This window comes from Dyadobacter sediminis, assembly GCF_005860765.1.
Lineage (GTDB): Bacteria > Bacteroidota > Bacteroidia > Cytophagales > Spirosomataceae > Dyadobacter > Dyadobacter sediminis.
On the sequence record NZ_VCEI01000028.1, the window covers coordinates 157,172 to 181,272 of the forward strand.

General features: G+C 45.9%; 17 protein-coding genes. 5 read left to right on the forward strand and 12 right to left on the reverse strand.

Going from position 1 to position 24,101, the window contains the following annotated elements; translation table 11 throughout:
- Positions 1–2: 2 nt before the first annotated feature.
- From FEM55_RS17670 to uxuA, 4 genes are read right to left on the reverse strand one after another with little or no spacing between them, the layout of a single operon-like run.
- A complete protein-coding gene (locus tag FEM55_RS17670) occupies positions 3–1,436 on the reverse strand; it encodes a Gfo/Idh/MocA family protein (RefSeq protein ID WP_138282729.1) in 1,434 nt (477 codons plus the stop codon).
- A gap of 27 nt (positions 1,437–1,463) precedes the next feature.
- Entirely contained in the window at positions 1,464–2,303 is an 840-nt protein-coding gene (locus FEM55_RS17675) for a ThuA domain-containing protein (RefSeq protein ID WP_138282730.1), read from the reverse strand.
- Positions 2,304–2,319: 16 nt separating this feature from the next.
- Positions 2,320–3,105, reverse strand: coding sequence for an SDR family NAD(P)-dependent oxidoreductase (locus tag FEM55_RS17680; RefSeq protein ID WP_229209319.1), 786 nt, complete (start codon positions 3,103–3,105; stop codon positions 2,320–2,322).
- A 21-nt stretch (positions 3,106–3,126) separates the two neighbouring features.
- A complete protein-coding gene (gene uxuA, locus FEM55_RS17685) occupies positions 3,127–4,359 on the reverse strand; it encodes a mannonate dehydratase (protein ID WP_138282731.1) in 1,233 nt (410 codons plus the stop codon).
- A 226-nt stretch (positions 4,360–4,585) separates the two neighbouring features.
- Between uxuA and FEM55_RS17690 the strand changes: the two genes are divergently transcribed.
- Positions 4,586–5,164, forward strand: a complete 579-nt coding sequence (locus FEM55_RS17690; protein WP_138282732.1) for a Uma2 family endonuclease — start codon at positions 4,586–4,588, stop codon at positions 5,162–5,164.
- A 7-nt stretch (positions 5,165–5,171) separates the two neighbouring features.
- On the opposite strand, the gene FEM55_RS17695 is transcribed toward FEM55_RS17690, so the two are convergent.
- The 4 genes from FEM55_RS17695 to FEM55_RS17710 form a co-directional block, all read right to left on the reverse strand.
- Positions 5,172–6,503 carry a DUF3748 domain-containing protein gene (locus FEM55_RS17695; protein ID WP_229209320.1) on the reverse strand — a complete coding sequence of 444 codons (1,332 nt, stop codon included), beginning with the start codon at positions 6,501–6,503 and terminating at the stop codon, positions 5,172–5,174.
- A gap of 54 nt (positions 6,504–6,557) precedes the next feature.
- On the reverse strand, positions 6,558–8,789 hold the full coding sequence (locus FEM55_RS17700) for a hypothetical protein (protein WP_138282734.1): 2,232 nt from the start codon (positions 8,787–8,789) through the stop codon (positions 6,558–6,560).
- A gap of 71 nt (positions 8,790–8,860) precedes the next feature.
- Positions 8,861–10,027 carry a sialidase family protein gene (locus FEM55_RS17705; protein WP_138282735.1) on the reverse strand — a complete coding sequence of 389 codons (1,167 nt, stop codon included), beginning with the start codon at positions 10,025–10,027 and terminating at the stop codon, positions 8,861–8,863.
- Between the two features lie 350 nt (positions 10,028–10,377).
- Positions 10,378–12,303, reverse strand: a complete 1,926-nt coding sequence (locus FEM55_RS17710; RefSeq protein ID WP_138282736.1) for a PfkB family carbohydrate kinase — start codon at positions 12,301–12,303, stop codon at positions 10,378–10,380.
- 561 nt (positions 12,304–12,864) lie between these two features.
- Here FEM55_RS17710 and FEM55_RS17715 point away from each other — a divergent pair.
- The gene (locus FEM55_RS17715; protein WP_138282737.1) at positions 12,865–13,401 is read left to right on the forward strand and encodes an RNA polymerase sigma factor; all 537 of its coding nucleotides are present in this window, start codon (positions 12,865–12,867) and stop codon (positions 13,399–13,401) included.
- Between the two features lie 158 nt (positions 13,402–13,559).
- Here FEM55_RS17715 and lgt read toward each other — a convergent pair whose 3' ends face one another.
- Positions 13,560–14,399, reverse strand: coding sequence for a prolipoprotein diacylglyceryl transferase (gene lgt / locus FEM55_RS17720; RefSeq protein ID WP_138282738.1), 840 nt, complete (start codon positions 14,397–14,399; stop codon positions 13,560–13,562).
- A 50-nt stretch (positions 14,400–14,449) separates the two neighbouring features.
- Here lgt and yidD point away from each other — a divergent pair, with 50 nt between their 5' ends.
- On the forward strand, positions 14,450–14,659 hold the full coding sequence (yidD, locus tag FEM55_RS17725; RefSeq protein ID WP_138282739.1) for a membrane protein insertion efficiency factor YidD: 210 nt from the start codon (positions 14,450–14,452) through the stop codon (positions 14,657–14,659).
- Here yidD and FEM55_RS17730 read toward each other — a convergent pair whose 3' ends face one another.
- Together FEM55_RS17730 and prmC are read right to left on the reverse strand one after the other, a co-directional pair.
- Positions 14,660–15,613 (reverse strand): AAA family ATPase, encoded by a 954-nt coding sequence (locus FEM55_RS17730; RefSeq protein ID WP_138282740.1) that lies wholly within the window; start codon positions 15,611–15,613, stop codon positions 14,660–14,662.
- A gap of 63 nt (positions 15,614–15,676) precedes the next feature.
- Positions 15,677–16,537, reverse strand: coding sequence for a peptide chain release factor N(5)-glutamine methyltransferase (prmC, locus tag FEM55_RS17735; RefSeq protein WP_138282741.1), 861 nt, complete (start codon positions 16,535–16,537; stop codon positions 15,677–15,679).
- Between the two features lie 91 nt (positions 16,538–16,628).
- On the opposite strand from prmC, the gene ribD reads away from it, so the two are divergent.
- Positions 16,629–17,708 (forward strand): bifunctional diaminohydroxyphosphoribosylaminopyrimidine deaminase/5-amino-6-(5-phosphoribosylamino)uracil reductase RibD, encoded by a 1,080-nt coding sequence (gene ribD, locus FEM55_RS17740; protein ID WP_229209321.1) that lies wholly within the window; start codon positions 16,629–16,631, stop codon positions 17,706–17,708.
- On the opposite strand, the gene FEM55_RS17745 is transcribed toward ribD, so the two are convergent.
- Entirely contained in the window at positions 17,694–18,467 is a 774-nt protein-coding gene (locus FEM55_RS17745; RefSeq protein ID WP_138282742.1) for a shikimate dehydrogenase family protein, read from the reverse strand. The two genes, ribD and FEM55_RS17745, sit on opposite strands and share 15 nt — an antisense overlap.
- A 251-nt stretch (positions 18,468–18,718) precedes the next feature.
- Here FEM55_RS17745 and FEM55_RS17750 point away from each other — a divergent pair, with 251 nt between their 5' ends.
- Positions 18,719–24,100: a S8 family serine peptidase gene (locus FEM55_RS17750; RefSeq protein ID WP_138282743.1), complete on the forward strand. Its 5,382-nt coding sequence runs from the start codon at positions 18,719–18,721 to the stop codon at positions 24,098–24,100.
- The last annotated feature ends 1 nt before the right edge of the window (position 24,101 follow it).

The following is a 24,101-nucleotide window of genomic DNA, read 5'->3' on the forward strand; positions in this document are numbered from 1 at the left end:
TTTCAGCCTTTTACATAGTTCGTGCCGTAAGGTGCTCTTTGCGGCCTTGAAAGCATGGCGTTTGCCTCGGCATCACCGATATATTCTTCTTTTTCCGGGTTCCATGTAAGTTTTCTTCCCAGTTTCATTGCGGTATGTGCAATCAAACATGCGGAGCAGGAACGCTGCGCAATTTCGGCATGACTGATCGTTTGTTTGCCGTTCTGAATGCATTCCAGCCAGTTCTGGTGCTGTTCCGGGCTTTCATATAGACGAATTTCATCGGGCTGAATAACAGAACCCAGGATCTTGCTGTCACTTGCGTAAAATGCTTCATTCTGTTTGGTCGATTCAGCAGCGCCGGGATCAGACGCCGTTACACCGACATTGCCTCTTGAAACAAATATCCAGCCGTCGGTTCCTTCGAACTTGATCCCGTTCGGATTGGTGCCGCCGATTTCCATTTCCACACCGTTTGCATATTTTGCATTCACCAGAAAATCCCCGTGAACATTCCATAAGCCTGAGCCTGCCGGCGGGAAAGTGGCTTTGCCTTCAATTTCAATCGGGCCGGTCAGTTCGGTGTCCATGCCCCAATGCGCAATATCCAGGTGATGAGAACCCCAGCCTGTGATCATTCCGGCGCCAAACTGTTCCAGACGAAGCCAGCCTGGACGGTCATTGATGTTGGTTTGCGAATGCACACGGTCAAGCGTATAATAAATTTCCGGCGTGGAGCCCAGCCACATGTCGTAATTCAGATTGGCAGGAACGGGCATTTTTTCAGGATTGCCGCCGGCAGGATCGCCCGGCAGGCCGACATATACTTTTTTAAGCTGCCCGATGCGTCCGTTCCGCACCAGTTCGCAGGTTCTTTTGAACTGCGGCCACGGGTTCATGGATCGCTGCTGACTTCCAAGCTGGAAAACAACTTTCTTTTTCTTGATCATTTCCGCCATCATTCTGCCTTCCTTGATGGTAAGCGAGGTCGGTTTCTGCATATAAATGTGCTTTCCGGCTACGGCTGCTTCCATTGCCGGCTGTGCATGCCAGTGATCGGGCGTACTGATTATAACGGCGTCAATTTCCTTGTTGGCCAGCAACTCTTTGTAATCGTCATACGTTTTGACGTTTACATAATTGGCTTTGCCGGTTTTATCCGCATATTTCTTTTCAATCCACTGTTTACCTTGTGCAAGCCGGCTTTTATCCACATCCGCAACAGCCATCACATGCGCAACTTCGTTCTTCATCACTTCCGGCAAGTCGTGTGTAGTAGCTATTCGCCCGATACCGATCTGTCCGATCTGGATTCTGTTGCTGGGTGCGCTTTTACCAAAAACACTGGCCGGAACGATGGCCGGAAACATGGATGCCGCCAGGATGCCGGCTGTACCGGATGCGGCAGTTTTAAGAAAGGATCTTCTGTCCTGGTTATTTTTGCTGTTATTTTTCACCGGATTCAGGATTAATGTTTTTCAGAATTACTTTTTGCGTACTTCATCGTTCGGGCTTGTAGCGTAAGCCTTGCTGTAATTTCTTGGTTTCTGCGGACCAATCGCCCATTCAATTCCGCCAAGAATATGCCTTTTCAGATCTTCTTTTTCGTAATCCTCTTTCTGGTGCCCGAGCGAAGTATAAAATGCGCGGCCTCCGTCGTATTCATGCCACCAGACGGAAGGAAATACGGTGCCGAAAGTGTCCAGCGCTTTTCCTGCCGGTTTCTGAATCGTTGTATGGTCATTTACAGCCAGTACATGCAGGTTAACGGCCATTTCCTTCACAAAATAGAATTCGTCCGTTTCGCGCTTCCATTCTGCGGGCAAGTGTGCAAGTGCAGGGTTTTTATCATCCAGGATTTTCACCGTAAAGCTTTGTCCGGGTTCGTGCCAGAAGAACGTTCCGCCGAGCATATCTTTAAACCATCGCCATTTTCGCTCCGTACCCGAAGCCGAATGCAGCCCGACAAAATTCCCGCCGGCCTGCATGTAGCGCATCAGGGCAACGCGCTGCGCATCGGTATCAAAAACATCGTTGTTGGTATTGGAAAAAACCAGCGCATCGTATTGTTTGAGGTTATCATCCGTAAAAACGGCAGGATCATCCGAGACGTCTACGGCAAATCCATGCTGCTTGCTGAGCGATTGTATGGCGGTTACGGAACTTGCGATGTTGTCATGTACATAGCCTTTTCCGTTTTTGGTATAAAACAGGATTTTTACCTTGTTCCATCTGATTTTCTGGGCGTATGAATAATTTAAAGCAAAAGCGCAGAATATCAGCAGGAAAGAAACAGCATAAGCCGGACGGTTCACTCTTTTCATTTTATATATAGTAGTATTAAAATCCGATTGAATTGCCGCCGTCCACCGGCAGCGAAACGCCGGTAATAAATCCGGCTGCCGGCGATGCCAGAAATACAGCCGCCCAGCCTACATCGTCCGGTTTTCCCCAGGTTCCCATCGGCGTACGATCCATGGCTTTGTCACGTCTTGCCGGATCGCCGTTCATGGCGGTCAGCATCATGGGTGTTTCTATAAAACCCGGAGCGACGGCATTTATCCTTACGTGATGCGGAGAAAATTCGGTGGCCAGTGCACGCACCATTCCGGCAACGGCCGATTTGGAAGCGGAATAAGCCACTACGCGATCAATTCCATACAATGCAGCCATGGAAGTAATCATGATAATGGAACCTTGTCTGCGTTGCGTCATGCGTTTGCCGCATTCCCGCGTAATGGCAAAAACCGCATGCAGGTTTGTCTGGATAACGCGGTCAAATTCTTCGTCTGTAACCTCAACGGCATGTTTTTTCATATTGATGCCTGCATTGTTGACCAGAATGTCAATCGAACCTTCTCTGGTTTCAATGTCTGCGATCAGTTCCGGGATGGTGTCCAGCTTTGTGATGTCATGAACGAAGTAAGCAGCATTGGATCCGAGCGTTTCAACCGCTTCTTTCAAAACCGTTTCGCGTCTTCCTGTAATCACAACCTTTGCACCGGCCTGGATCATGCAGCAGGCAATGTAAAATCCGATCCCGCTTCCGCCGCCTGTAATGAGCGCCAGCTTTCCATGAAGGGAAAAGACATCGTGTAATATTTCCTGTTGAGCAACTGGCATCATCTGACTGAAAGTATTTTTATATTAAAGCTGGTTTGCAAAGGATAATGCATGCGTTTCGGGGTAAAAAGTATAGGTGATCCCCATTTCCAGACCGCGCAGCTCAGCCAGTCCTTTCAGTCGGCCGATTGCAGAATAGCCCGGATATGTTCTTTTATGCAAATCGTCCAGCATCTGAAAACCATGATCCGGACGCATCGGCAGTTGCTGATCGCTGATGCCGGCTGTTTTTCGTTTTTGTTCTTCCTCGATCAGTGCTTTTACAACTTCATACATGTCCACGTCTCCGTTCAGATGCGGCGCTTCATGGAAATTTCGGGTGCCTGCTTCTCTTTTTGTCGTTCGCAGATGCACAAAATGTATTCTGTCGCCAAACTGTCTGATGATTTTTACAAGATCATTGTCTTCCCGTACACCCAGCGAACCCGTGCAAAAAGTAATGCCGCTGGCTCTCAGCAGGCATGCATTCATCAATTGCAGAAGATCGTTTTCTGTACTTACAACCCTTGGAAGCCCAAGCAGCGGTGCCGGCGGATCGTCGGGATGGATGCAGAGGTTTATGCCGCATTCCTGCGCAACCGGTGCAATCTGATTTATAAAATAATAGAGGTTTTCACGAAGCCGGGCGTCATCAATATGCGCATATGCATTGAGCAAGCCTTGAAATCCGTTCAGGTCAAAAGCTTCTTCAGAACCCGGAAGTCCGAGCAGAACCGTATTGGTAAGCAGCGTAATTTCATTGGCTGTCATGCCATTGAATTTATCTAGCGCGGCTTGCCTGATTTCCGGTTCATAATCATTTGCAGCATCCGGTCTTTTAAGTATGTAAAGGTCAAACAATGCAAAATCTTCCCAGACAAACCGCAGCGTTTTATGTCCTTCCGGCAATGAATAATCCAGTGCAGTGCGCGACCAGTCGAGCACGGGCATGAAGTTGTAACAGACCGTTTTCAAACCACATGCAGCCAGGTTCCTGAGCGATTGCCTGTAATTTTCTATGTAAAATTCCCTGTCCGGAAGTCCCTTTTTGATGTGTTCATGAACCGGAAGACTTTCCACTACAAGCCATTTCAGATCAGTATAATATCCGTTATCCGCTTCAACAAGGTTTTTTCTTTCCATGATGGCGTCAGTTGTCCATATTGCTCCCACCGGAACCTGATGCAAAGCGCTCACTACTCCCGAGCATCCGGCCTGCCGTATGTCCATCAAAGAAACCGGATCATTCGGTCCGAACCAGCGCATGGTATGAATCATAAAATTTGTCAGATTAATGCATAAATACCAGACGCAATCCAGCTGATTTTTCCCTGACAACCGGCAGAATTATTGTCTTTTACCAAGCTACGGAATTGGATTCGTCTTACCGTATGAAAACCGATTTCTGTCATTTGCAAAGTATTCGGGTATTATGGAAAGTATGCCTGATGACTAGTCTGAAAATTTGCAAGAATTGATTATTTTTGAATAAAAGCAGATCATTATGGAAGCTGTTGCCGAAAAACTTTATACTCTGGAAGAATACTTTACCTTCTGCGAATCGCATGAAGGTCGCTTTGAATATGTAAACGGAGATATTATAGAAATGTCGGGAGAGTCAGTTACTGCTAACCAGATTGCTGGAAACATACACTTCTACATTCGCGGGCTTCTTGAAGACCAAGCTTATTTATTTGTTCAGAATGCCGTAAAGCTTCAGGTTAAGGAAGAGAAAATTTACCGTATTCCGGATTTCCTTATTTTTAAGGAAAGCGGCAATCAGATAAAGTATGCTACGGAGCCTGTTTTGATTACCGAAGTCATTTCAGTGAGTTCCGAGAAAACAGACCGCACTACCAAACTGAATGAATACTTATCTATTCCGTCTTTGCAGTATTATCTGATTGCAGAACAGGAAAGCTGTTTGATTGAAGTTTACATTCGAGAAGGCGAGCGCTGGTATGTGGAGCTTTACAGCAAAATGAATGATATTATTCCGCTGCCTTATTTTGGTATTGACATTCCGGTGAGTGCCATTTATAAAAAAGTAGTATTTCTGGCTGGAAATAATGAAAAGGCTTGATGCGGTTTTACTCCATCTTCATCAAAAATATCTGCTGCATGGCATTACTGTTTTTCCCGGATTTTACCGGGCGGTTATATGCAATGATTTTTCCATCCGGTGACCATACGGTATTGGTCGGGGCCGGAGCAGTAGAACGGGTCAATGCAAGAATTCTTTCTGTAAAAGGCTCTTTGCCCACTTTGCACAGGATAATGCTTCCATTCCAGACATAACTTACGTGCTTTCCATCCGGATGCCATCTCAAACTGCCGGTTATGTCAGAATTGTGTTCAGTTAATTGTTCCGGTTCACCTCCGTTCGGAGATATCCGGAAAACCTGCTCAACGCCGGATTTATCTCTGGCAATAAAGGCAATTGAATTTCCATCCGGCGAAGAACGCACAATGCCTCTGCATCCGGGATAATTTGTATTGGCGGTAAAGGTCAGTCTTCTTTGTACTGCACCTTTGGGCGGCATCGGAAAGTCGTCCGCAGTTCCTTCAAGTGGCCCGTACATGCCAGCTTGTGTAATGTCATCGGGAATATCAACAATAAAAACTTCATTGACATCACTGCCGTGTTTGTCTTTTACGGTTCCGATAAATGCCCTTGCCATTTGTCTGCTTCCATTTCCGCGTACATAACTGTTTGTTCCCACCCAGCTGTCACCGGCTGCATGGCTGATCCCGTCCGATCCAGGCGCAGGTTCGGGCACGACGCGAACGACTAATACGCTAAACCATTCACCGGAAATATTTTCTTCGTTTTGATCTGCAATAACCGGGCTTATCCTTTTGGAAACACCAATGGTCCGAAGGTTTCTTTTCTTTCCGGTTGCATCTTCCAGGGCTTTCATGATGGCGTCATTGTATGTAAATCCAATCCATTGTCCGTCACCGCTCCATTCATGACGGTGCGTTCCGCCGCGCAATGCTCCGGGCGTAAAAGGAAAAGTTACATCGCGTGCATCCATATAAACAGGTATGCCGGCTCGGGATTCATAAACAATAACGCCGGTTCGTCTCCATTGCTGATACGGGTTTTCCTTTGTGCTGCCGGCAAGTCCGTGAATAAAAACGACCGCATTTTCTTTCGGGCTGTAACTGGCAGCGCCGGCACCCGGGCCCCAGCTATGGTTATCTTTTATTTCAAAAAGAACCTGTTTTTCTCCATTGTCAATATTTACTTTTTCAATTTTTGAAGATTCGGCAATGCCGCCGGAGTCTGTTCTGGTGTCATAAACCAGCCATTTGCCATCCGGCGAAAAGTTGTCGTTATTGTCCAGGTCGTGATGATAACCGGGATCGTTCGTGAGCTGTATTTCTTCAGAATGTTGTTCCGGCTGGCAGGAAAGCATACAATGCGGCATTAGTAAAGCAGCAAGTTTAATACAAAGCATCCGCACTGACAATTATTTCTGCGGTGAAGTAATTATGCCCAGAAACCGGCCCATCCAGTAAGGCAAGAGCCAGATGTCACCTGCGCTGTATTCCAAAGAACCATCACCGTCGTCTGTATCGAGGCTAAACATATTTGCATTATGACGTTGAACCGGACGTTCGTTGGGCGAAAGAACTTCTTTGATCGTTTGTTTACGGAAATTGGCCGGCATTATTTCTATGTCCTTGCGATGGCTGTTTTTTATATTCCAGTCGATCAGATCGAGTGGATGTTCCTGTAAATACCAGATGGCTTCGTTCAGGTCAAAATCTTTTGTTCCCGTTAGTGCTGTGAAAATGTTCCAGGCGCCTTCCTTTTCAGGTCTTTCTATTTGCCAGTGATCAATTATGGATTCTTTGAACTTTGTCTGGAGTGTATCGTTGAAAGCATACCGGTAAAGGCCCCAGTAACCGATAAAGTACATTTCGTCGTCGGAATGGTTCCAGCCGTCGGATATCAGCCTGGCATGTTCGCTTGCATTTTCAGGTGCCTGACCAATTATTTTCATCGGCCGCATCATATTCTGGAGATAACCGTTTTTAGTCATCAGTTCAAATGCTTTTGCCTTGTATTTTTCTTTTCTGGTAAAATGATAGGCAGTCTGAAGCATGGAAATAATATTAGAGGAATTCAATTTGCGATCTCCGACGTTAACCGGAAATGAATTTACATAATCGGGGTTCCATTTGCCCCATAATGTCGGCTTGCCGTCATAATCAATGAGATAAAGGTCATTTTTTATAATGGTCGACATGAGTGTATCGATCAGCAGGATTGCACGGTTTTTTATTGCGGGCTCATCAATGAGTTCGGCCATAGCGCCAAATGCAAAAATATGTCCGATTACTTCATCGCTGCTTGTTGTCGATTTCCAGTCCCATTCGGAATTTCTGGAGTGTTTCCAGCGTTCGGCATCACTTAATTCGTTCATATGCCCCGAACGTTCAAATGATCTTGCAGGAAATCCGGGGATGGATGTTATCGTGTACAGCCGTTCCATGGCGTCAAGCGATTCACGGCAGTTTTGCAAAGCTTCGGGATCTTTGGTAACGGCATACCTGAAAACTTCCCCGCTCAGATACATGGAAGTCCACAAGCCGTCATTATCGGAATCTTCCATGTATCCAGTTGATAAATTGCCATGATCAATGTTGACAAGCGTTGCGCTGAAACCGTTTCTGATGTGCCTTAACCTCACTTGTTCTTCAAATATCAAAGCCTTTTCTTCAAGGGTCATGTTTTTAAAAATAATTTGTCCCAATCCTTTTGTTGTCAGGACCAGCACGGAATTCTCGGGTCCGGCTGCAATGTCCGTAACTGTATTTCCGGGCAGCCAGCGTTCTCCGTAATAGTAATCGTATTTACCGTCGGCCCTCAATAAAAATGCCCCTTGATCCGTTCCGAACCATACTCTTCCATGAATTTCCTTTAAAGCTGTTATGCTGGTTGCAGGAAGTTTTTTAGCTATTTCCCCGGTTTGTTTCCTGGTTTCCGTATCATATACGATGTATCCTTCGGAAGTGCCTACAAAAACCTTTTTATCCTGATCGGTCAGATCAAAGCATGTAAAATCGCTGCCGTCCAGAACCTTTGTCAGCTGGTTATTCCCGGGTGTAAACGTATAAAGGGATTTGCTTCCCAGAATCCAGAACTGACCTGCACTTTTCTGAAATTCAATTCCTGCAATGTCATCTCCGTCCAGACTTCCGCTCCACAGGATTCCGGAGTCCTGAATGAGCTGAAGTGTTTTTCCATCCGAAATCAGAAATGAGAATGCTGCTCCTCCGGCAAAATAGCGGGCTTTTGGAAGACTGTGCCTGGAAAATAATTTACCTGCCCATGCATTGCTGAAAATAACTGAATCGGTAAGGTATACGAACTGGTTTTCATAATTTTCCAGTGCCGCTATCCTTTTGTCTTTTATAAACCGGTAAGACTGGTCGGGTACGATTGTGCCGGGGCACTGGAACTTTCCATTATCGGGTTGCAGCAGTCCGTCTCTGGAAAGCATGCGGATTGCTCCGTTACGATCAGCGCATACTTCCAGTAAATCCTGTTTTGAAGTATCGGTGTAAAATTTTATGCTGTAATCCTGCAAAAAAGGACGGTCCTGGTAAATATTCTGTGCTGTTGTTCTGCCGCCAAAAATTGAAGCGGTGATAATTATTAAAGACAGAAGCAGGGATTGTGAGTTCTTGTACATTAAAGTATGATTTAGGAATCTGATTCAGGCGGGATACGGGTCGCTTTTTACTTACTATCGTTCAATGTGATTTACATCGGGTCCAGCACAACGTATCTGATTGATTTTTTCTTTTTTTCCGGATGCCAGGAGTAAGTCATGTGTAAAAGTCCGTCGGCTGTTTGTATCAGTGACGGATAAGAATAACTTCCTTTTTTGGCAGGATCGTTTTCCATATGCATTTTCCATTTCCATGATTTTCCTTCATCATCTGAAATAAGCAGGCTCAGCTGATAACGTCCGCCTACCATATCATTTCCCAGAAAAGCCCATTTCCCGTCTTTTAAAACCAGCAGTTCCACGCTTGCAGTATTGGGGATTCCGGTTTTTTGTGACGCTGTCCAGCTTTGCCCTTTGTCTGCCGATTCACTGACGTGTACCCGCTCCGGGCTGTCTCCGCTGTCGCGCATGTAAGCCACCAGATTTCCGGTCTTGTTTTGTATAATTGCGGGCTGAATCGGCCCGCGGCCAACTAGGGGCAATCCGGGTTTCCATGTACTGCCATGATCTTCGGAAATGGCCATTAAGGAAAAGTTGTAGCCGTCGGAATAAAGCGGCAGTACAATTCTTCCGTTTTCCATCAAGAGCGGTTTGATGCGTGTCATCCAGCCAATGCTCCGTTTTCGGGCATCTTTGCTTGCTTCTGTAATCATCTGGTCATATCCGGGTGCATACCCAGCCCAGCCCAGGGTGCTCTCGGGCAGTTCTTTAAACTTCTTTTCTACTTCTTCTGCAAAACGATCGTCCGGCTTAAGAAGGATATTGTCCTGCCAGCTCCATTGCGGTGCTCCGCTGTTGTTATAATCAGTCGATGTACGGAATCGCAGAATGGATTGTTCCCAGACATTGGCCTGTACGGCAATCCAGACCAGAAACAACTTTCCATTCGCATTCAGAAAAAGCACGGGATTGCAGTCGGGAATGCCGGGTGTGTCTGCCATTACAAATGGCTCACTCCAGTTTTTGTATCCTTTTTTCAGTCTTGATCCCATAATCATGACATCGTCTGCCGTACGTTCGCCACTTCCCTGAAACCATGCCACCAGAAAATCACCATTTGGCAAGCTGACAAGACTGCTCCCGTGTACGTGTTTTTCCTGCGGAGGAAAAACAAGCATCTGACTTTTAATGACTTTGTCCTGCGCAAATGTGCTGGTTACAAACAGAACCAGAATCGCTGTAAATATGATTTCCTTCATGTAACCGGCACGGTCAAAGTGCTTTTTAAATCAGCCACGAATCCACGAAGCAGGCACTAATGTTTTTATTCGTGCCCATTTGTGTATTTGTGGCTTTATGAATTATTCGATGATCATTTTCGTATAACTTTTTATCCAAAGGCAGCGGTCATTTAGCCTTTCAATCCAGTCGAGCTGGGATTTTTTTATGTGAAATCAGTACTGATGTTGCAATCCATATACTGAATTTTAAATCGACAGCAATGCTCCTGATTTTGCCGGAGCAGCTTTTTTTGCAGTCGGCAGGAGATAATTAGCAGAGATACGCCCCACAGGAAAGATGCGCAGAGCATACTGGGAAAAGAGCGCGGTCATACTTCGGCATAATTTGCATTTTTCTGAAAAAGGAGCGCTACAAGCTTTTTATGCTGTGAAAAGTCCGGGATCAGCAAATGTGCGCCAGCCCGGATCAGCCTTGGGCGTTTGGCCGGATTATGGCCAAAGCGCTGCATTTCATTGCTGGCAATTCCTACAGAAATGCCCCCGGCGCGTCTTCCTTCACGGATTTCATCAGGTCCGTCACCGAAAACGGCAAGTTCATTTCCATGAAGTTGATTGTCCTGAATGATTTTTTCAATGATCATTTTTTTGGAAAACCGTGTGTAATCCTGCAATGCACCAAATATGCCGCCGTCAAACAAATGTGCATAACCAAGTATATGTGCTTCATTTCTGACATCTTCCACATCCGTGCCGCTGGCAAGATACAAGGTGACGCCTCTTTCTTTCAGCGCATTTAAAAAAGCAATGGCGCCTTTTAAAGTATAATCTTCGTTATCGAGTTCGCCGGCACTCAGCTTATCGATCCGTTTGCGGACCATTTCCAGCAAACCTTTATTGTAAAGCGCTTTATACTGGAATTTATCGAGAATCTCGTCTTCCGGAACATAGCCATGTTCACGTACCATCCTGACAACTCCTTCCATCTGGTAAATGGTTTGCATGCCGGTTGTTGTATGTATGAAATCCCTGACCCGCAGCTGGATCGTATCAAAAATAGCGGAATCAACTTTATGGTAATGATCGCCCAGAATTGCCTGCATCATAACAGGTTCCATTATATCTTCCCAGCCCTGCCGCAGCGTACTGATGGTTCCGTCGTGGTCAAAAACGGCATAACGGATATGTCCCGATTTTTCCAGTATTTCAGGCGTACAGATTTCAAATTCCGTTTCAGGAATGTATACTGCATTTCTTTCGTTTTGAGCCAGGTCCGCATTGTAAATAAAGTCCGGTTCTTTGCTGATGCTGATTATCTCCTGTGCGTTTGCAGTGCCGGTCGTAAATAGTTTCTGGACAGTTACCGCAGCTGCAAAATTGGCAAACTGAGCAGATTCGTACGGTGAAATGCCGGCTGCCAGGCATAATGTCAGCGCACTGATTGCCGTATCCCCGGCACCAACCGTATCGAGCTTGCTTTTGAGCTGAAGGCCGGGAACTTCATGGCTGCCCGCTTCATCAAAAGCAATGATCCCTCTTTCGCCGCAGGTTACAAAAACAGGTTTTCCGAACTTTTCAAAAATCGTTTTGCCGTATTTCCGGATTTCTGCAATCGGGATATTTTCTTCCGGACTGATGTATAATCCGTTTAATGAAGCAATTTCGCGGTCATTGGCTTTGAGATACGTATTTGCTATCCGGTGATTGAAATGCCTCGAGTCGAGTATGATGATTTTATCGCTGTACTTTTCAAAAAGCCGGTTTGCCTGTTCAATGAAAGATTCATTACTGATGCTTCCGGTAACCTGCTGGTTAAAAATCAGCGCATCACACTCCTGCAGGGCAGCTTCAATCGCAGCCAGAATATGCCGGTCGGTCTCCACGCTTCTTCTGCTGTAAACGCCGAAATCGACACGTGGTTCTTCGCGGCCGTTTACAAGCCTTTTCAGATAGCAGTACGTACTGAAATCTTCTTTCTGGATAAAAAGTGCGTTGGTATCGGCACCATGCGATTTCAGCTGTGCAGCCAGTTCCCTTCCATGCATGTCATCGCCAACCACACCGATTACCCGGATCAAAGCAGGGTTCAGAGCCGAAAGATTGGCGACTACATTGGCCGCTCCGCCGGGAGAATAATAATCGCTGGAAACAGCCTCTGCCTGCAGACCTGTTTCAATGGAAACCTCCGAGCCTCGTTCATCCATAATCCAGTATGCATCCAGACAGAAGTCGCCATATACGGCCACTTTGACGCCTGCTATTTTTTCCAGAACAGATGAGATACGACTTTGAACCATGACCATGAAGCGACCCGATTACGTATTGTTCCTACTTAACTTAATGTTTTTCCGATTATATACTTCATGAGTAGCGTGTCGGGCTATTTGTTTTCACTATATTCAAATAAATAGTTGAAAATTAATGTTACCAACGCGCAAAAAGTACGTCTGAATGATGTTTAGATACTTTTAAAAGTCAGTGCCGGCAAACAAATAAAAGGAACAAGTTTAAATAATTGTTAAGTATAAGTTAACCTGCCCGAAATTACCGGAATAAAAATAATTTTATATCATTGTTTTTTCCGGTAAATAATGAAAGTGCAGATTTAGTGGACAACAGCAGTATTACCGCCCAAAACAGGGCTTTACAGTATAATCCTGCCAAAGGCATCCAGTTCATTTTGCCGGGATTCCGGAGCTTGCATCATGATGAGTTTCCAGGGGAGAAGCTGCCATTAAAAGCAGCTTGTGTTGTAATCAGGAAAGGATGATCAGATCTATCCGGAAATAAAAGTCAAGCCGGCTTTTATAAGGCATAATTTAAACCTGAATCTTTATTATCGATAAAACTTTACAACTGTGACCTGTCCCGACGAGAATACGATCAGAAGAGCAACACAAGGTGATGCCCTTGCTTTTGCAAAATTGTACAATCATTACAAAATGCCCGCCCTGCGCTTTACGGTTTCCCTGCTGAAAGATGAAGAAGAAGCAGAAAATATGGTTCAGGATGTTTTTGTCAAAATCTGGGTGAAAAGAGCGCATATCAAACCCGAATACAATTTCAATTCCTATCTGTTTGCCTGTCTGCGCAACATGGCGTTTGATCATTTTAAGAAACTGGAAAAGAGCGAGCAGCTGAGAAGGTATTATACCGAAGCGGCGAGAATGGCAGAAGATGAAAAGGAGGAAAATGAAAGGCGGATCAGCATGGTACAGGCGGCAGTGGATTCTTTATCCATCAAAAGAAAACTGATCCTGAAACTGAATGTTGAAGAAGGAAAGTCTTATCAGGAAATTGCAGAATTTTTGAGGATTTCGAAAAATACGGTTAAAAACCAGTTGGTGAAAGCCAAGCAGATATTGCGTGAGAAAGTTGATTTTGCCGCGGTTTAAGCCCTTTTTCCTGAAACCGGATTTAACCAGATTCAGGAAAAAGGGTTTCAGCATTTTTCCATTACGGACTGCTGTTGCCGATTGTTCGGCTTCGACAGGTTATGGCTTTTTTAGACGTCTTTATCGGGCTTGTTGTAATCTGTTTTAACCTCTGCAACTCATCTGTTATGAACCGGTTGCTGTATCCGATGCTGTCTTGACCTTACAATGAAATACACGCCAAGCAATACAGCAGGAATACTGAGTATCTGGCCCATGTTCAGTGCATAGTTATCCTCAAATGCTTCCTGGTTTTCTTTAAGAAACTCATAAAAGAAGCGCAGCGTGAAAACCCATACGAAAAACACACCAACCATTAACCCGCGCGGCGTTGCGGCTTTGTACCTGTTCCAGATCCACAGCAGGACAAAAAAGAGTATAAAGCAGGAAATGGATTCGTATAACTGCGCCGGATGACGTGGAATCTGCCTGAATTCCAGATTTTTCATAAAAATAAATCCCCAGGAAACGTCCGTCGGTCTTCCCACAATTTCAGAATTCATCAGATTGCCAAACCGGATAAATGCGCCGGCCAGTGCAACGGTAATCACCATCCGGTCGGCAACCCAAAGAAAGGTCTGCCCGGAGGCTGCTCTTGAACGTGAATAAAGCAGAAGACCTGTTATAATCCCGATAATCGCGCCATGGCTTGCAAGCCCTGCATAAGGCGGTAAAATAACTTCAAGCGGATTTCTGAACAGGACTTCGGGTTCATAAAAGAGAAAATGGCCCACCCGCGCTCCGATTACAGTTGACAAAACCATGTAAAGTGTCAGGGAGTCAATATCTTCCAGCGGTTTGCCTTCTTTCTTGAAAATATGGATCATGATTTGCTGCCCGATCAGAAAACCGGCTGCAAAAAGAAGCCCGTACCAGCGTACAGGAAAAGGGCCCAGGCCAAAAAATTCAGGAATGGTAAAGATTTCGGGACTTGCATCCCATATAATAAACGAAATCATGCCTTTGTGATGTTAATTGTCAAATATACTATTTTGATACAACAAGAGAAATGAAAACTTTGCTCATAGGACTGGTACGGATCTATCAGGGTGTGCTGTCACCTTATTTGCCGAATTCCTGTCGTTATACGCCCACTTGCTCGCTGTATATGATTCAGGCCATACAAAAATATGGCGCTGTAAAAGGCACTTGGCTTGGTCTTAAGCGTTTTTCCAGATGCCATCCGTGGGGTGGGCACGGCCACGATCCGGTGCCGTAATCAGCCGATTGCTACTTTGCGCAGGATGGAATCGATAATGGTTGTGGTCCGGATACCGTCAGCCTCGGCTTCGTAATTCAGCAAAATGCGGTGGTTCATGATGTCCGGTGCCAGTTCCTTGATGTCTTCAGGGAGCACGTAATCCCTTCCTTCCAGATAAGCCAGCGCTTTGGCCGCCCGGTTCAGGTAAATCGTTGCTCTCGGCGAAACGCCGAACTGAATATACCGCGCTTCGTCCCGCAAGCCGTAATCCAACGGACGTCGGGTAGCAAATACAAGTTCGATAATATACCTTTCCAGCGTATCGGAAATATTTACTTTGTTGACGTTGTCACGAATGGCAAAAATATCTGCTTTGTTCAGGATTGCCCGGATTTCATAATCGTAGTTAATGTCCGACATCCGGCGCATGACTTCCAGTTCTTTTACCTTGTCCAGATAATCAACGTAAACTTTCATCATAAACCGGTCGATCTGCGCTTCGGGAAGCGGATAAGTTCCTTCCTGTTCCACCGGGTTCTGGGTGGCAAGAACAATAAAAGGACGGTCGAGCAGATAAGTTTCATCGCCGATTGTCACCTGTTTTTCCTGCATGGCTTCCAGCAGGGCCGACTGTACTTTTGCCGGTGAGCGGTTCACTTCATCGGCCAGAATGATATTGGAGAAAATAGGTCCTTTTTTAACCTCGTAGTCACCGATTTTGGGCTTGTAAATCATGGTGCCTATCAGATCGGCAGGCAAAAGGTCGGGCGTAAACTGGATTCTTTTAAAATCAAGATGCAGTACTTTGGACATGACATTGATCGTCAGTGTCTTTGCCAGGCCCGGAACTCCTTCCAGCAACACATGGCCGCCGGTGAACAATCCGATCAGCAGCCGGTTCAGCAGTTTGTCCTGACCGACAACTACTTTGCCCATTTCATCAAGTACTTCCCTTATTTTTTCTATATACATTGATTTTTATTCGTTAATCATAGCGGCCGGCAGTATTGATCCGGCGCAAGGAAAATGCAGCAGTTATTCCCAGATGGCTCTTACAAAACGGTCTTTGCCATTGATATCGCGCAGGATTTCTACATTTTTATAGTTTCTGTCTTCAAAAACCTGTCTGGTTTCCGCTCCGAAATGTTCGTTGATTTCAACATAGCATTTACCTGCCGGTTTCAGATAGTGCGTGCCAAAATCTGCGATGGCTTTGTAAAAAAGTAAAGGATCGCTGTCCTCGACAAACAAGGCTTCGTGCGGTTCAAAGCGGAGCACATTGGGCCGCATATGTTCTGCTTCGGAGTAAGTTACATACGGGGGATTGCTCACCAGGCAATCAAACTGGATAATGTTTCCCGGTAACGGAAACGTTACGTTCAGCATGTCCTGTTTGGCGAAATTGACGTCTGCAATAAGCTGGCGGGCATTTTCCTTTGCTACGGCAAGGGCTTCATCCGAAACATCCCATGCGTGAACAGAAACATGCGGAAGAAATCTGGCGAGTACAATGGCAATGCAGCCGCTGCCGGTTCCGATGTCCAGAATGGAAATATTCTTGTCCGGCTCGGCATAATCGCGTGTAACCATTCTCACAAGTTCTTCAGTTTCCGGGCGCGGGATCAGAACGGATGATGAAACCCGGAATTCGAGTCCGCAGAATTCGGTGGAGCCGATGATATGCTGTACGGGTTCGTTATTGTTCAGGCGCGAAATGATGCTTTCCCAGTCGGGCTGGGCGGAAGTTTCAGGAACCGGCCTGTCTACAAGCACATCAATGTTGCGTAAACGCATATAATGTTCAAGCAGCATAAAAGTGATGGCTTGCGCTTCTTTTTCAGGATATACTTTAATGCCTTTTACAATGGATAGATATAGCTGGCGTGCAGAAGTCATTTTCAGGTTATTTTATTGCAATGTCGGAAAGTTAGCAAATTATAGGAACTCACGAAAGTTGCATTTAAGAAGAGGTTTGTATTTTTGCTTCATGGACGCAAATAATCAATGGATGGAACGGGCGCTGCAGCTTGCCGCGTATGGTTGCGGAAGCGTAAGCCCCAATCCGATGGTCGGATGCGTTATTGTATATGAAAACCGGATTATAGGCGAAGGCTGGCACCGGAAATACGGCGGCCCGCATGCGGAAGTAAGAGCGGTTGAAGATGCGGAAGAAAAAGGAAATGCGGGTTTGCTCGACAAATCCACTGCATACGTAACACTGGAACCCTGCTCGCATTACGGCAAAACGCCGCCGTGCGCTGATCTGTTGATCCGAAAAAAAATCAGAAAGGTTGTCATCTGCAACGACGACCCGAATCCGCTCGTTTCCGGAAGCGGTGTAAAACGCATGCTGGAAGCGGGTATTAAAGTAGAAAGCGGCATGCTTGCCGGTGAAGGCGAGAAGCTGAACAAACGGTTTTTTACCGCAATGCGGCAGAAAAGGCCCTATGTTATCCTGAAATGGGCAGAGAGCGCCGATGGTTTTATAGGTCATGCTGCCGGCCCGCCGGTTCAGATCAGCGGGCCGTTATCCGGTATGCGCGTCCACAAATGGCGTACCGAAGAAGATTCCATTCTGGTGGGATTCAAAACGGCTTTGCTGGACAATCCGAGACTTAACGTGCGAAACTGGCATGGGGAAAACCCGGTGCGAATTGTACTGGACCGGTTTCTGCAGTTGCCCGAGAAGCTCAATTTCTTTGACGGTTCACAGCCGACAATCGTTGTAAATCATCTGGAACAAACCGTTGTGCCGACAGATCCGGAACGGTATGCTGAAAATCCCGGAATTGCTTACGTACAGGTTGAAGCCGGCCAAAATGAAATTCAGCAGTTATTATCGAAATTGCATGAACGCAAAATCCAGTCGGTGTTCGTAGAGGGCGGCGCTACGGTGATCAATGCGTTTCTGCAGTCGGGTTTATGGGATGAAATCAGAAAATGCCAGGGACCAAAAACAATCGGTAGCGGAGTAAAGGCGCCGCTTACTGAAGGAATCCTTATAGCCTCCGAAAAGGTTCAGGATGATCTCTGGACATTTTATTCCAAAAGTTCAGACACTCCATAAGTTTTCTTCGTTCGTCCATATTTCCCACGCTTTCTCGGCCTGAAGTTCCAGCATTTTGAGACCGTTCTGCACAGCTGCTCCTTTTGCATGTCCGTTTTTAAGAAACACCGTTTCGGCCGGATTATAAACCAGATCGTACAGATAATGCTTTTTGGTTACCCATTGAAAAGGAATGGCGGGACATTCTTCTGTTTTCGGGAAAGTGCCGAGCGGCGTTGTATTGATAATCAGCAGATGTGAGTTCAGGATTTCTTCCGATAATTGTTCGTACAGAATGGAATCGTCGCTTTTCTGGCGCGATACGATCTGGAATTCCATATGCAGATCCTGCAATGCAACGATGACCGCTTTCGCCGCGCCGCCGTTCCCGAGCACAAGCGCCTTGAAATTGCTGCAAGATTCACCGCGTTTTTCCAGCCATTCGGTCAGTGACTGGCGAAATCCGTAATAGTCCGTATTGAAGCCTTTTGTGCTTCCGTCTGCATAGATTTTGATCGTATTGACGGCTCCGATCCGTTCCGCAGAAGCATCGTCCAGATCGTCCAGATAAGCAATTACGTCCTTTTTATAGGGAATGGTGACATTCAGGCCGCGCAAATCCGTTTTCTTTTTCAGCAAAACCGGCAATTCGTCCAGCGTTTTCATTTCATAAAGCTCATAACTGCTTTCCTTTATTTTCTCACGTATGAACTTGTCTGTAAAGTAACGTTTTGAAAATGAATGTGTCAGCGGATAACCGATTAAACCGTATAAATTCATATTTTCTGGTCGGCTTGAACGACTTTATTTAGTGAGACTGGATTTCGGGAAAGTAACCGATTTTTCGGACAATTTATATAAGTCCTACGGCACTTTCTTCGGCTGCTAAGTTAACGCTGTGGAATGCATTTACAAAAATTTGCAATTTCCGGCTGTTTTATCAAGTGAAATCAGACGGTTCGGAAGCTCATTTTATTTGTAAATATTTGAAAAATAAAGTACAATTACTCCTTGTATTTAGTTTATTCTTTATGAAACTGAAAAACGTTTACCACACACTTGTTTTCTTCCACCTTGTTTCATTTTTTGCCTTTTCACAGGAAGCAAAAGATTACAGGATTCTTCTGAAAAGCGGCTCTTTTACGCCGCAGAAAAACATTTTATTCAATAAGAATCAGCAAGTTAACGCAAAGCATTCAGCCGTTGATTCAAAAGAGCTTGTAATCATCCAGTTTGAGGCTATTCCCGATCAGAAGACCAGAGATCAGCTGAAGCAGGAAGGCATTGAACTGCTCGAATACATTCCCAATTACGCCTATACGGCAGTTATTTCCGGCTCTTCTGAAAATGCACTGGCCAGAATGGGCGGTCGTTCCGTCATTGCGTTGTCTCCCGAACAGAAAATGCAGCCGGAACTGGCAAACGGTCTTATTCCTGCCTTTGCGGTACAGCGTGCGGGAACCGTAGATGTATGGATCAATTATCCAAAGGCATTTCAGTTTAAAGAAGTAACGGATCAGTTGAAAGAACGGCATTTTGAAATACTTTCCGATCAGTTCAAAGATCATCAGATAATTTCTTTAAGAGTTGATGTTGAAAGACTTACGGAACTGGCCTCGCTGTCATTTATCCAGTATGTGCAGGCGATTCCACCGGGTGACAAGGCATTCAATGACAAAAGTACGGTGAATGCAAGGGCCAACATGCTGCATTCTGCACGGAACGGCAGACCTGATTTGTCGGGTAAAGGCGTTACCGTCGGGGTAGGGGATGAGTCCAACCCTTTGCAGCATATTGACTTTTCCGGGCGCATAATTAACCGTACGCCTGCAGAAGAAGGTTCGCATGGCTTGCATGTTATGGGAACGCTCGCCGGCGCTGGAATTGTGAATGAGAAATACGCGGGTTATGCTCCAAAAGCAAAGCTGGTTGTTCAGGAATATTCCAGAATACTTGCTTATGCACCCGTTTATGTAAAGGATTTCGGAATGGTGATTACCAATAATTCGTATGGCGGGGATGTCAACAATTGCGAAACCTTCGGCACTTACGATCTTTACTCACGCATTCTGGATGAACAGGCTTTTCAGATGCCTTATCTGCAGCATGTATTTGCTTCGGGAAACAGCGGTTCTGTGGCATGCAGTCCCTATCCGACGGGTTTTGCAAATGTGCTGAGCGGATATCAGACGGCGAAAAACGTAATCAGTGTAGGAAATACGTCGGCACTCGGGTTAATTGCCAACGGTTCCAGTCGCGGGCCTGTGAGGGACGGCCGCATCAAACCGGAAATCACTGCGCAGGGCTCGGCTGTAATTTCTACGGTTCCGGTCAATAATTACGGCAATGCAACAGGAACAAGCATGTCTTCTCCGGCAGTAGCCGGCGGTCTGGCCCTGTTGTATGAACGTTACCGGCAGCTTCATCAGAACCTCAATCCGAAAAATGCCCTGATGAAAGCGCTTGTGTGCAATGGCGGTACGGACAAAGGAAATGAAGGCCCGGATTACAAATACGGCTTTGGCTGGCTGAACCTGGAACGTTCAATTCAAATGCTGGAAAACAATCATTATAGAAATGATTCTGTAAGCCATCAGAACACAAAATTGCATACGATTGCAGTTCCTGCCAATACGGCTGAGCTGAAAGTCATGCTTTACTGGAATGATCCGGCCGCAGCCATTCTTTCCGCTCAGAACCTTGTCAACGATCTTGATCTGAGCGTAACAGATCCGTGGTCGGCAGTAACGTTGCCCCGGCTTCTGGACCCGACACCGGCAAACGTGAACAATGTAGCCATTACGGGAATTGATAAAATCAACAATGCAGAACAGGTCGTAATCCGGAATCCGGCGGCGGGCACTTATACGATTTCGGTGAAAGGAAGTTCGATTGGCCAGAATCCGAATCAGGAATATTTTGTGGTGTACGATGTTATTCCGAATGCTGTTCAGCTTACGTATCCGATCGGCAATGAACGGCTGAAAGATGGTGACGCTATTTCCGTAAGCTGGGATTCTTACGGAAATCCGTCCACTACATTTACAGTGCAGTATTCGCTGGACAATGGCGTGCAATGGAGCAATATCGCGCAGAACCTGGCTGCCAATGTGCGGCAGTTTTCCTGGACTGTACCGGCCGCCGCAACTACAGACAAAGCCAGAGTAAGAGTTATTCAGAACAGTACGGGAATGGAAAGTGCAAGCGAGCCATTTACGATTCTGGGGATTCCGGCTGTAAGTCTGTCGGCAGTGCAGTGTGAAGATTATATTTCGCTGGACTGGACGCCGGTTGCAGGTGCCACTGATTATGAAGTCATGCTTTTGAAAGGAGATGAAATGATTTCGACCGGCACAACTCTCTCCACGAATTATGTGCTCAGCGGCATGAACAGCGACAGCACTTATTTTCTATCCGTACGGGCGCGGTTAAACGGACATCCCGGCCGAAGAGCACTGGCTGTTTCACGCAAGCCGGACAGCGGAACGTGCGACGGAACTGTTTCTGATAACGACCTGAAAATGGAGGCAATCCTTTCACCTGCGCGTTTGGGAAGAAAAAATACTTCTACGCAGTTTACCGGAAATTCTCTTGTCAAAATCAGGATCAGAAATCTGGATGATGCGGATTCCAAAGTACCGTTTAATGTTGGCTATACTTTAAATGGCGTTTCTTCATCTTTGGAAACCATTAGCCCGGTTATTGAAAAAGGCAAAACGTACGATCATACTTTCAGCATTGCAGCAGATTTGTCCAATGCCGGCAATTATGTCCTGACTGTTTTTCTGAGCAAGGCGAATGACAATGTAGTTGCCAACGATACGCTTTCAGCAACCATCCGGCATTTTCCCAATGATCCTGTAACGCTGCCGTTTACCGATAATATGGAAGCACTTCCGGTCCAGACTGTACAGGCTGTTCCAAACGAAATTTCCGGAATCGGCCGTTATGATTTCAGTTCCACATCGGATGCCGGACGTTTGAGGACCTTTGTGAATTCAGGCATAGCGTTTTCGGGTGAAAAGGCACTTACGCTGGATGCAAACCGGTATTTTGCCAGCGGAAACATTAATTTTCTGGATGCTACATTCAATCTTGCAGCTTATGATGTTGCAAGCAAAGATATTCGTGTAAGTTTCCGGTATAAGAATCACGGTCAGAAGGAAGGTATCGGCAATAAAGTGTGGATCAGAGGCAAAGAAACCGATCCGTGGATAGAAGCATTTGACCTTTTTGAAAATCAGAACCTGCCGGAAAATGGCTACAAAATGGCTCCGGCTATCGAAGTCAGTAATCTGCTGCTCGACAACAACAAATTCCTGACGTCCGGATTTCAGGTGCGGTTTGGACAGAACGGAAATACGATTGCGGCCGATTATACCAGCGGCGCAGGCTACACTTTTGACGATATCAGCATTTTTACAGTCACGGACGACATTCAGGTGCTTGCTTTGATCACGCCTCTGGCCGAAAACTGCGGTTCGGGCACGCAGGAGCCAATTACGGTTCAGGTAAAAAACAGTTCGTCCGGCGACATAACAAATATTCCGGTATTTTATCAATTGAACAACGGCGCCGTGATCAGCGAAGTAATTCCGTTTATCCAGAAAAGAACGACTTTGAACTTTACTTTTACAAACAAGGCGGATTTGACAACATTCGGAAGTTACAACCTGAAAGTATGGACGGCACTTGCAAGCGACAATTATCATTTAAATGACAGTCTGAAAACCGAATTCCACAATGCGCCAGTAATCAGTACTTTTCCGTACCTGCAGAATTTTGAAACAGACGACGGATTCTGGTACAGCCGCGGAACCAACAATTCATGGCAGTACGGCATTCCGGCTTCTGCCCAGATCAGCCATGCTGCAAGCGGCAGGAAAGCATGGAAAACCAATCTTGCAGGCAATTACAACGATAAAGAAGATTCGTATCTGTATTCTCCGTGCTTTGCCGTTTCGGGGCTTGCTGCGCCGGCACTGAGTTTCAGCGTTGCCCTGGATCTGGAAGTATGCAATCCGGATGCATGTGATTTTGTATACATCGAATATTCAGGAAATGGCGGTAAATGGACGCGCCTCGGAGCTGCCGGGCAAGGCACAAACTGGTATAACAAAACGTATTCGGGACAAAGCATGTGGAGTGTTCAGGATTATTCCCGATGGCATGTCGCCAGCATTCCGCTGCCCACAGGATTTGCTGATCTTAAACTACGATTTGTGATGCATTCCGATAATTTCACGCACCGCGACGGAATTGCTATTGACGACATTCATATTTATGATAAAACAAACAGCATTTATGACGGCGCAACGATGAATACTGCCGTAACGCAGAACATTCCTGGAAACAACAACTGGGTGCATTTTACTGAAAACGGAAAACGGATCGCATCCGTTAATGCCAATGGCCAGAATCTGGGAAATACCGAAGTGCAGGCTTATATTCATGCAGGAACGGTAAGAAGTGCAAACGGCCAGTATTATCTTGACCGGAATATTTCTATAAAACCGGCCAATGGAAATCTGACGGATTCTGCTGCGGTAAGGTTGTATTTTCTGGATAAGGAGTCGGAAATGCTGATCAATGCTTCCGGGTGTAACGATTGCGAAAAGCCGTCGGAAGCATATGAACTTGCCGTTTCAAAATACAGCCATACGGATCAGTCCAAAGAAGACGGAAACCTGGATAACAACGTAGCAGGAAACTGGAACTTTCTGGCCTCTTCCAAAGTAGCCAAAGTGCCTTTTGAACAAGGTTATTATGCCGAGTTCAAGGTGAAGGATTTTTCTGAATTCTGGTTTGCAAGGAAGTTTGTCGGCCCGGCGGGTGCCTTGCCTGTGGATCTGGTCTGGTTTACTGTCGAGAAAAGTGAGCAGGACGGCGCGTATCAGGCGGTTCTTGCATGGGAAACAGCTTTCGAAGAACATTTTGACCACTTTGAAATAGAACTTGCAAAAGGAGATGAAGCGTACCGCCTGAACCGTTTTACTTCGTTAACGTCTGTTCCGGGAAACGGTACGCTGCATACTGGCCAAAAGTACACGTTTACAGACGGGAATATAACCGAAACCGGCAACCGGTATTACAGGCTGAAAATGGTGGATGCGGACGGAAGTTTTCAGTATTCGAGTGTAAAGACGGTTGTTTTTGATGGCAAAATAAAATGGAACGTTTACCCGAATCCGTCTTTGGGCATTTTCAATGTCACTTATAAAGCTGAAAAAGGACAACGGGTAACTTTTAAAATATACGATCTGAACGGCCGGTTGTGCAGCAACGCAAGTTCGGAAGCAACAGGATTAGTACAGAAGCAGCCTGTGGATTTGGCGGAGCAAGTGCGCGGCTTGTACTTTATTGAAGTAAAAACAGAAAAAGAAAAGCAGGTTTTTAAAGTTGTGAAAGAGTAGT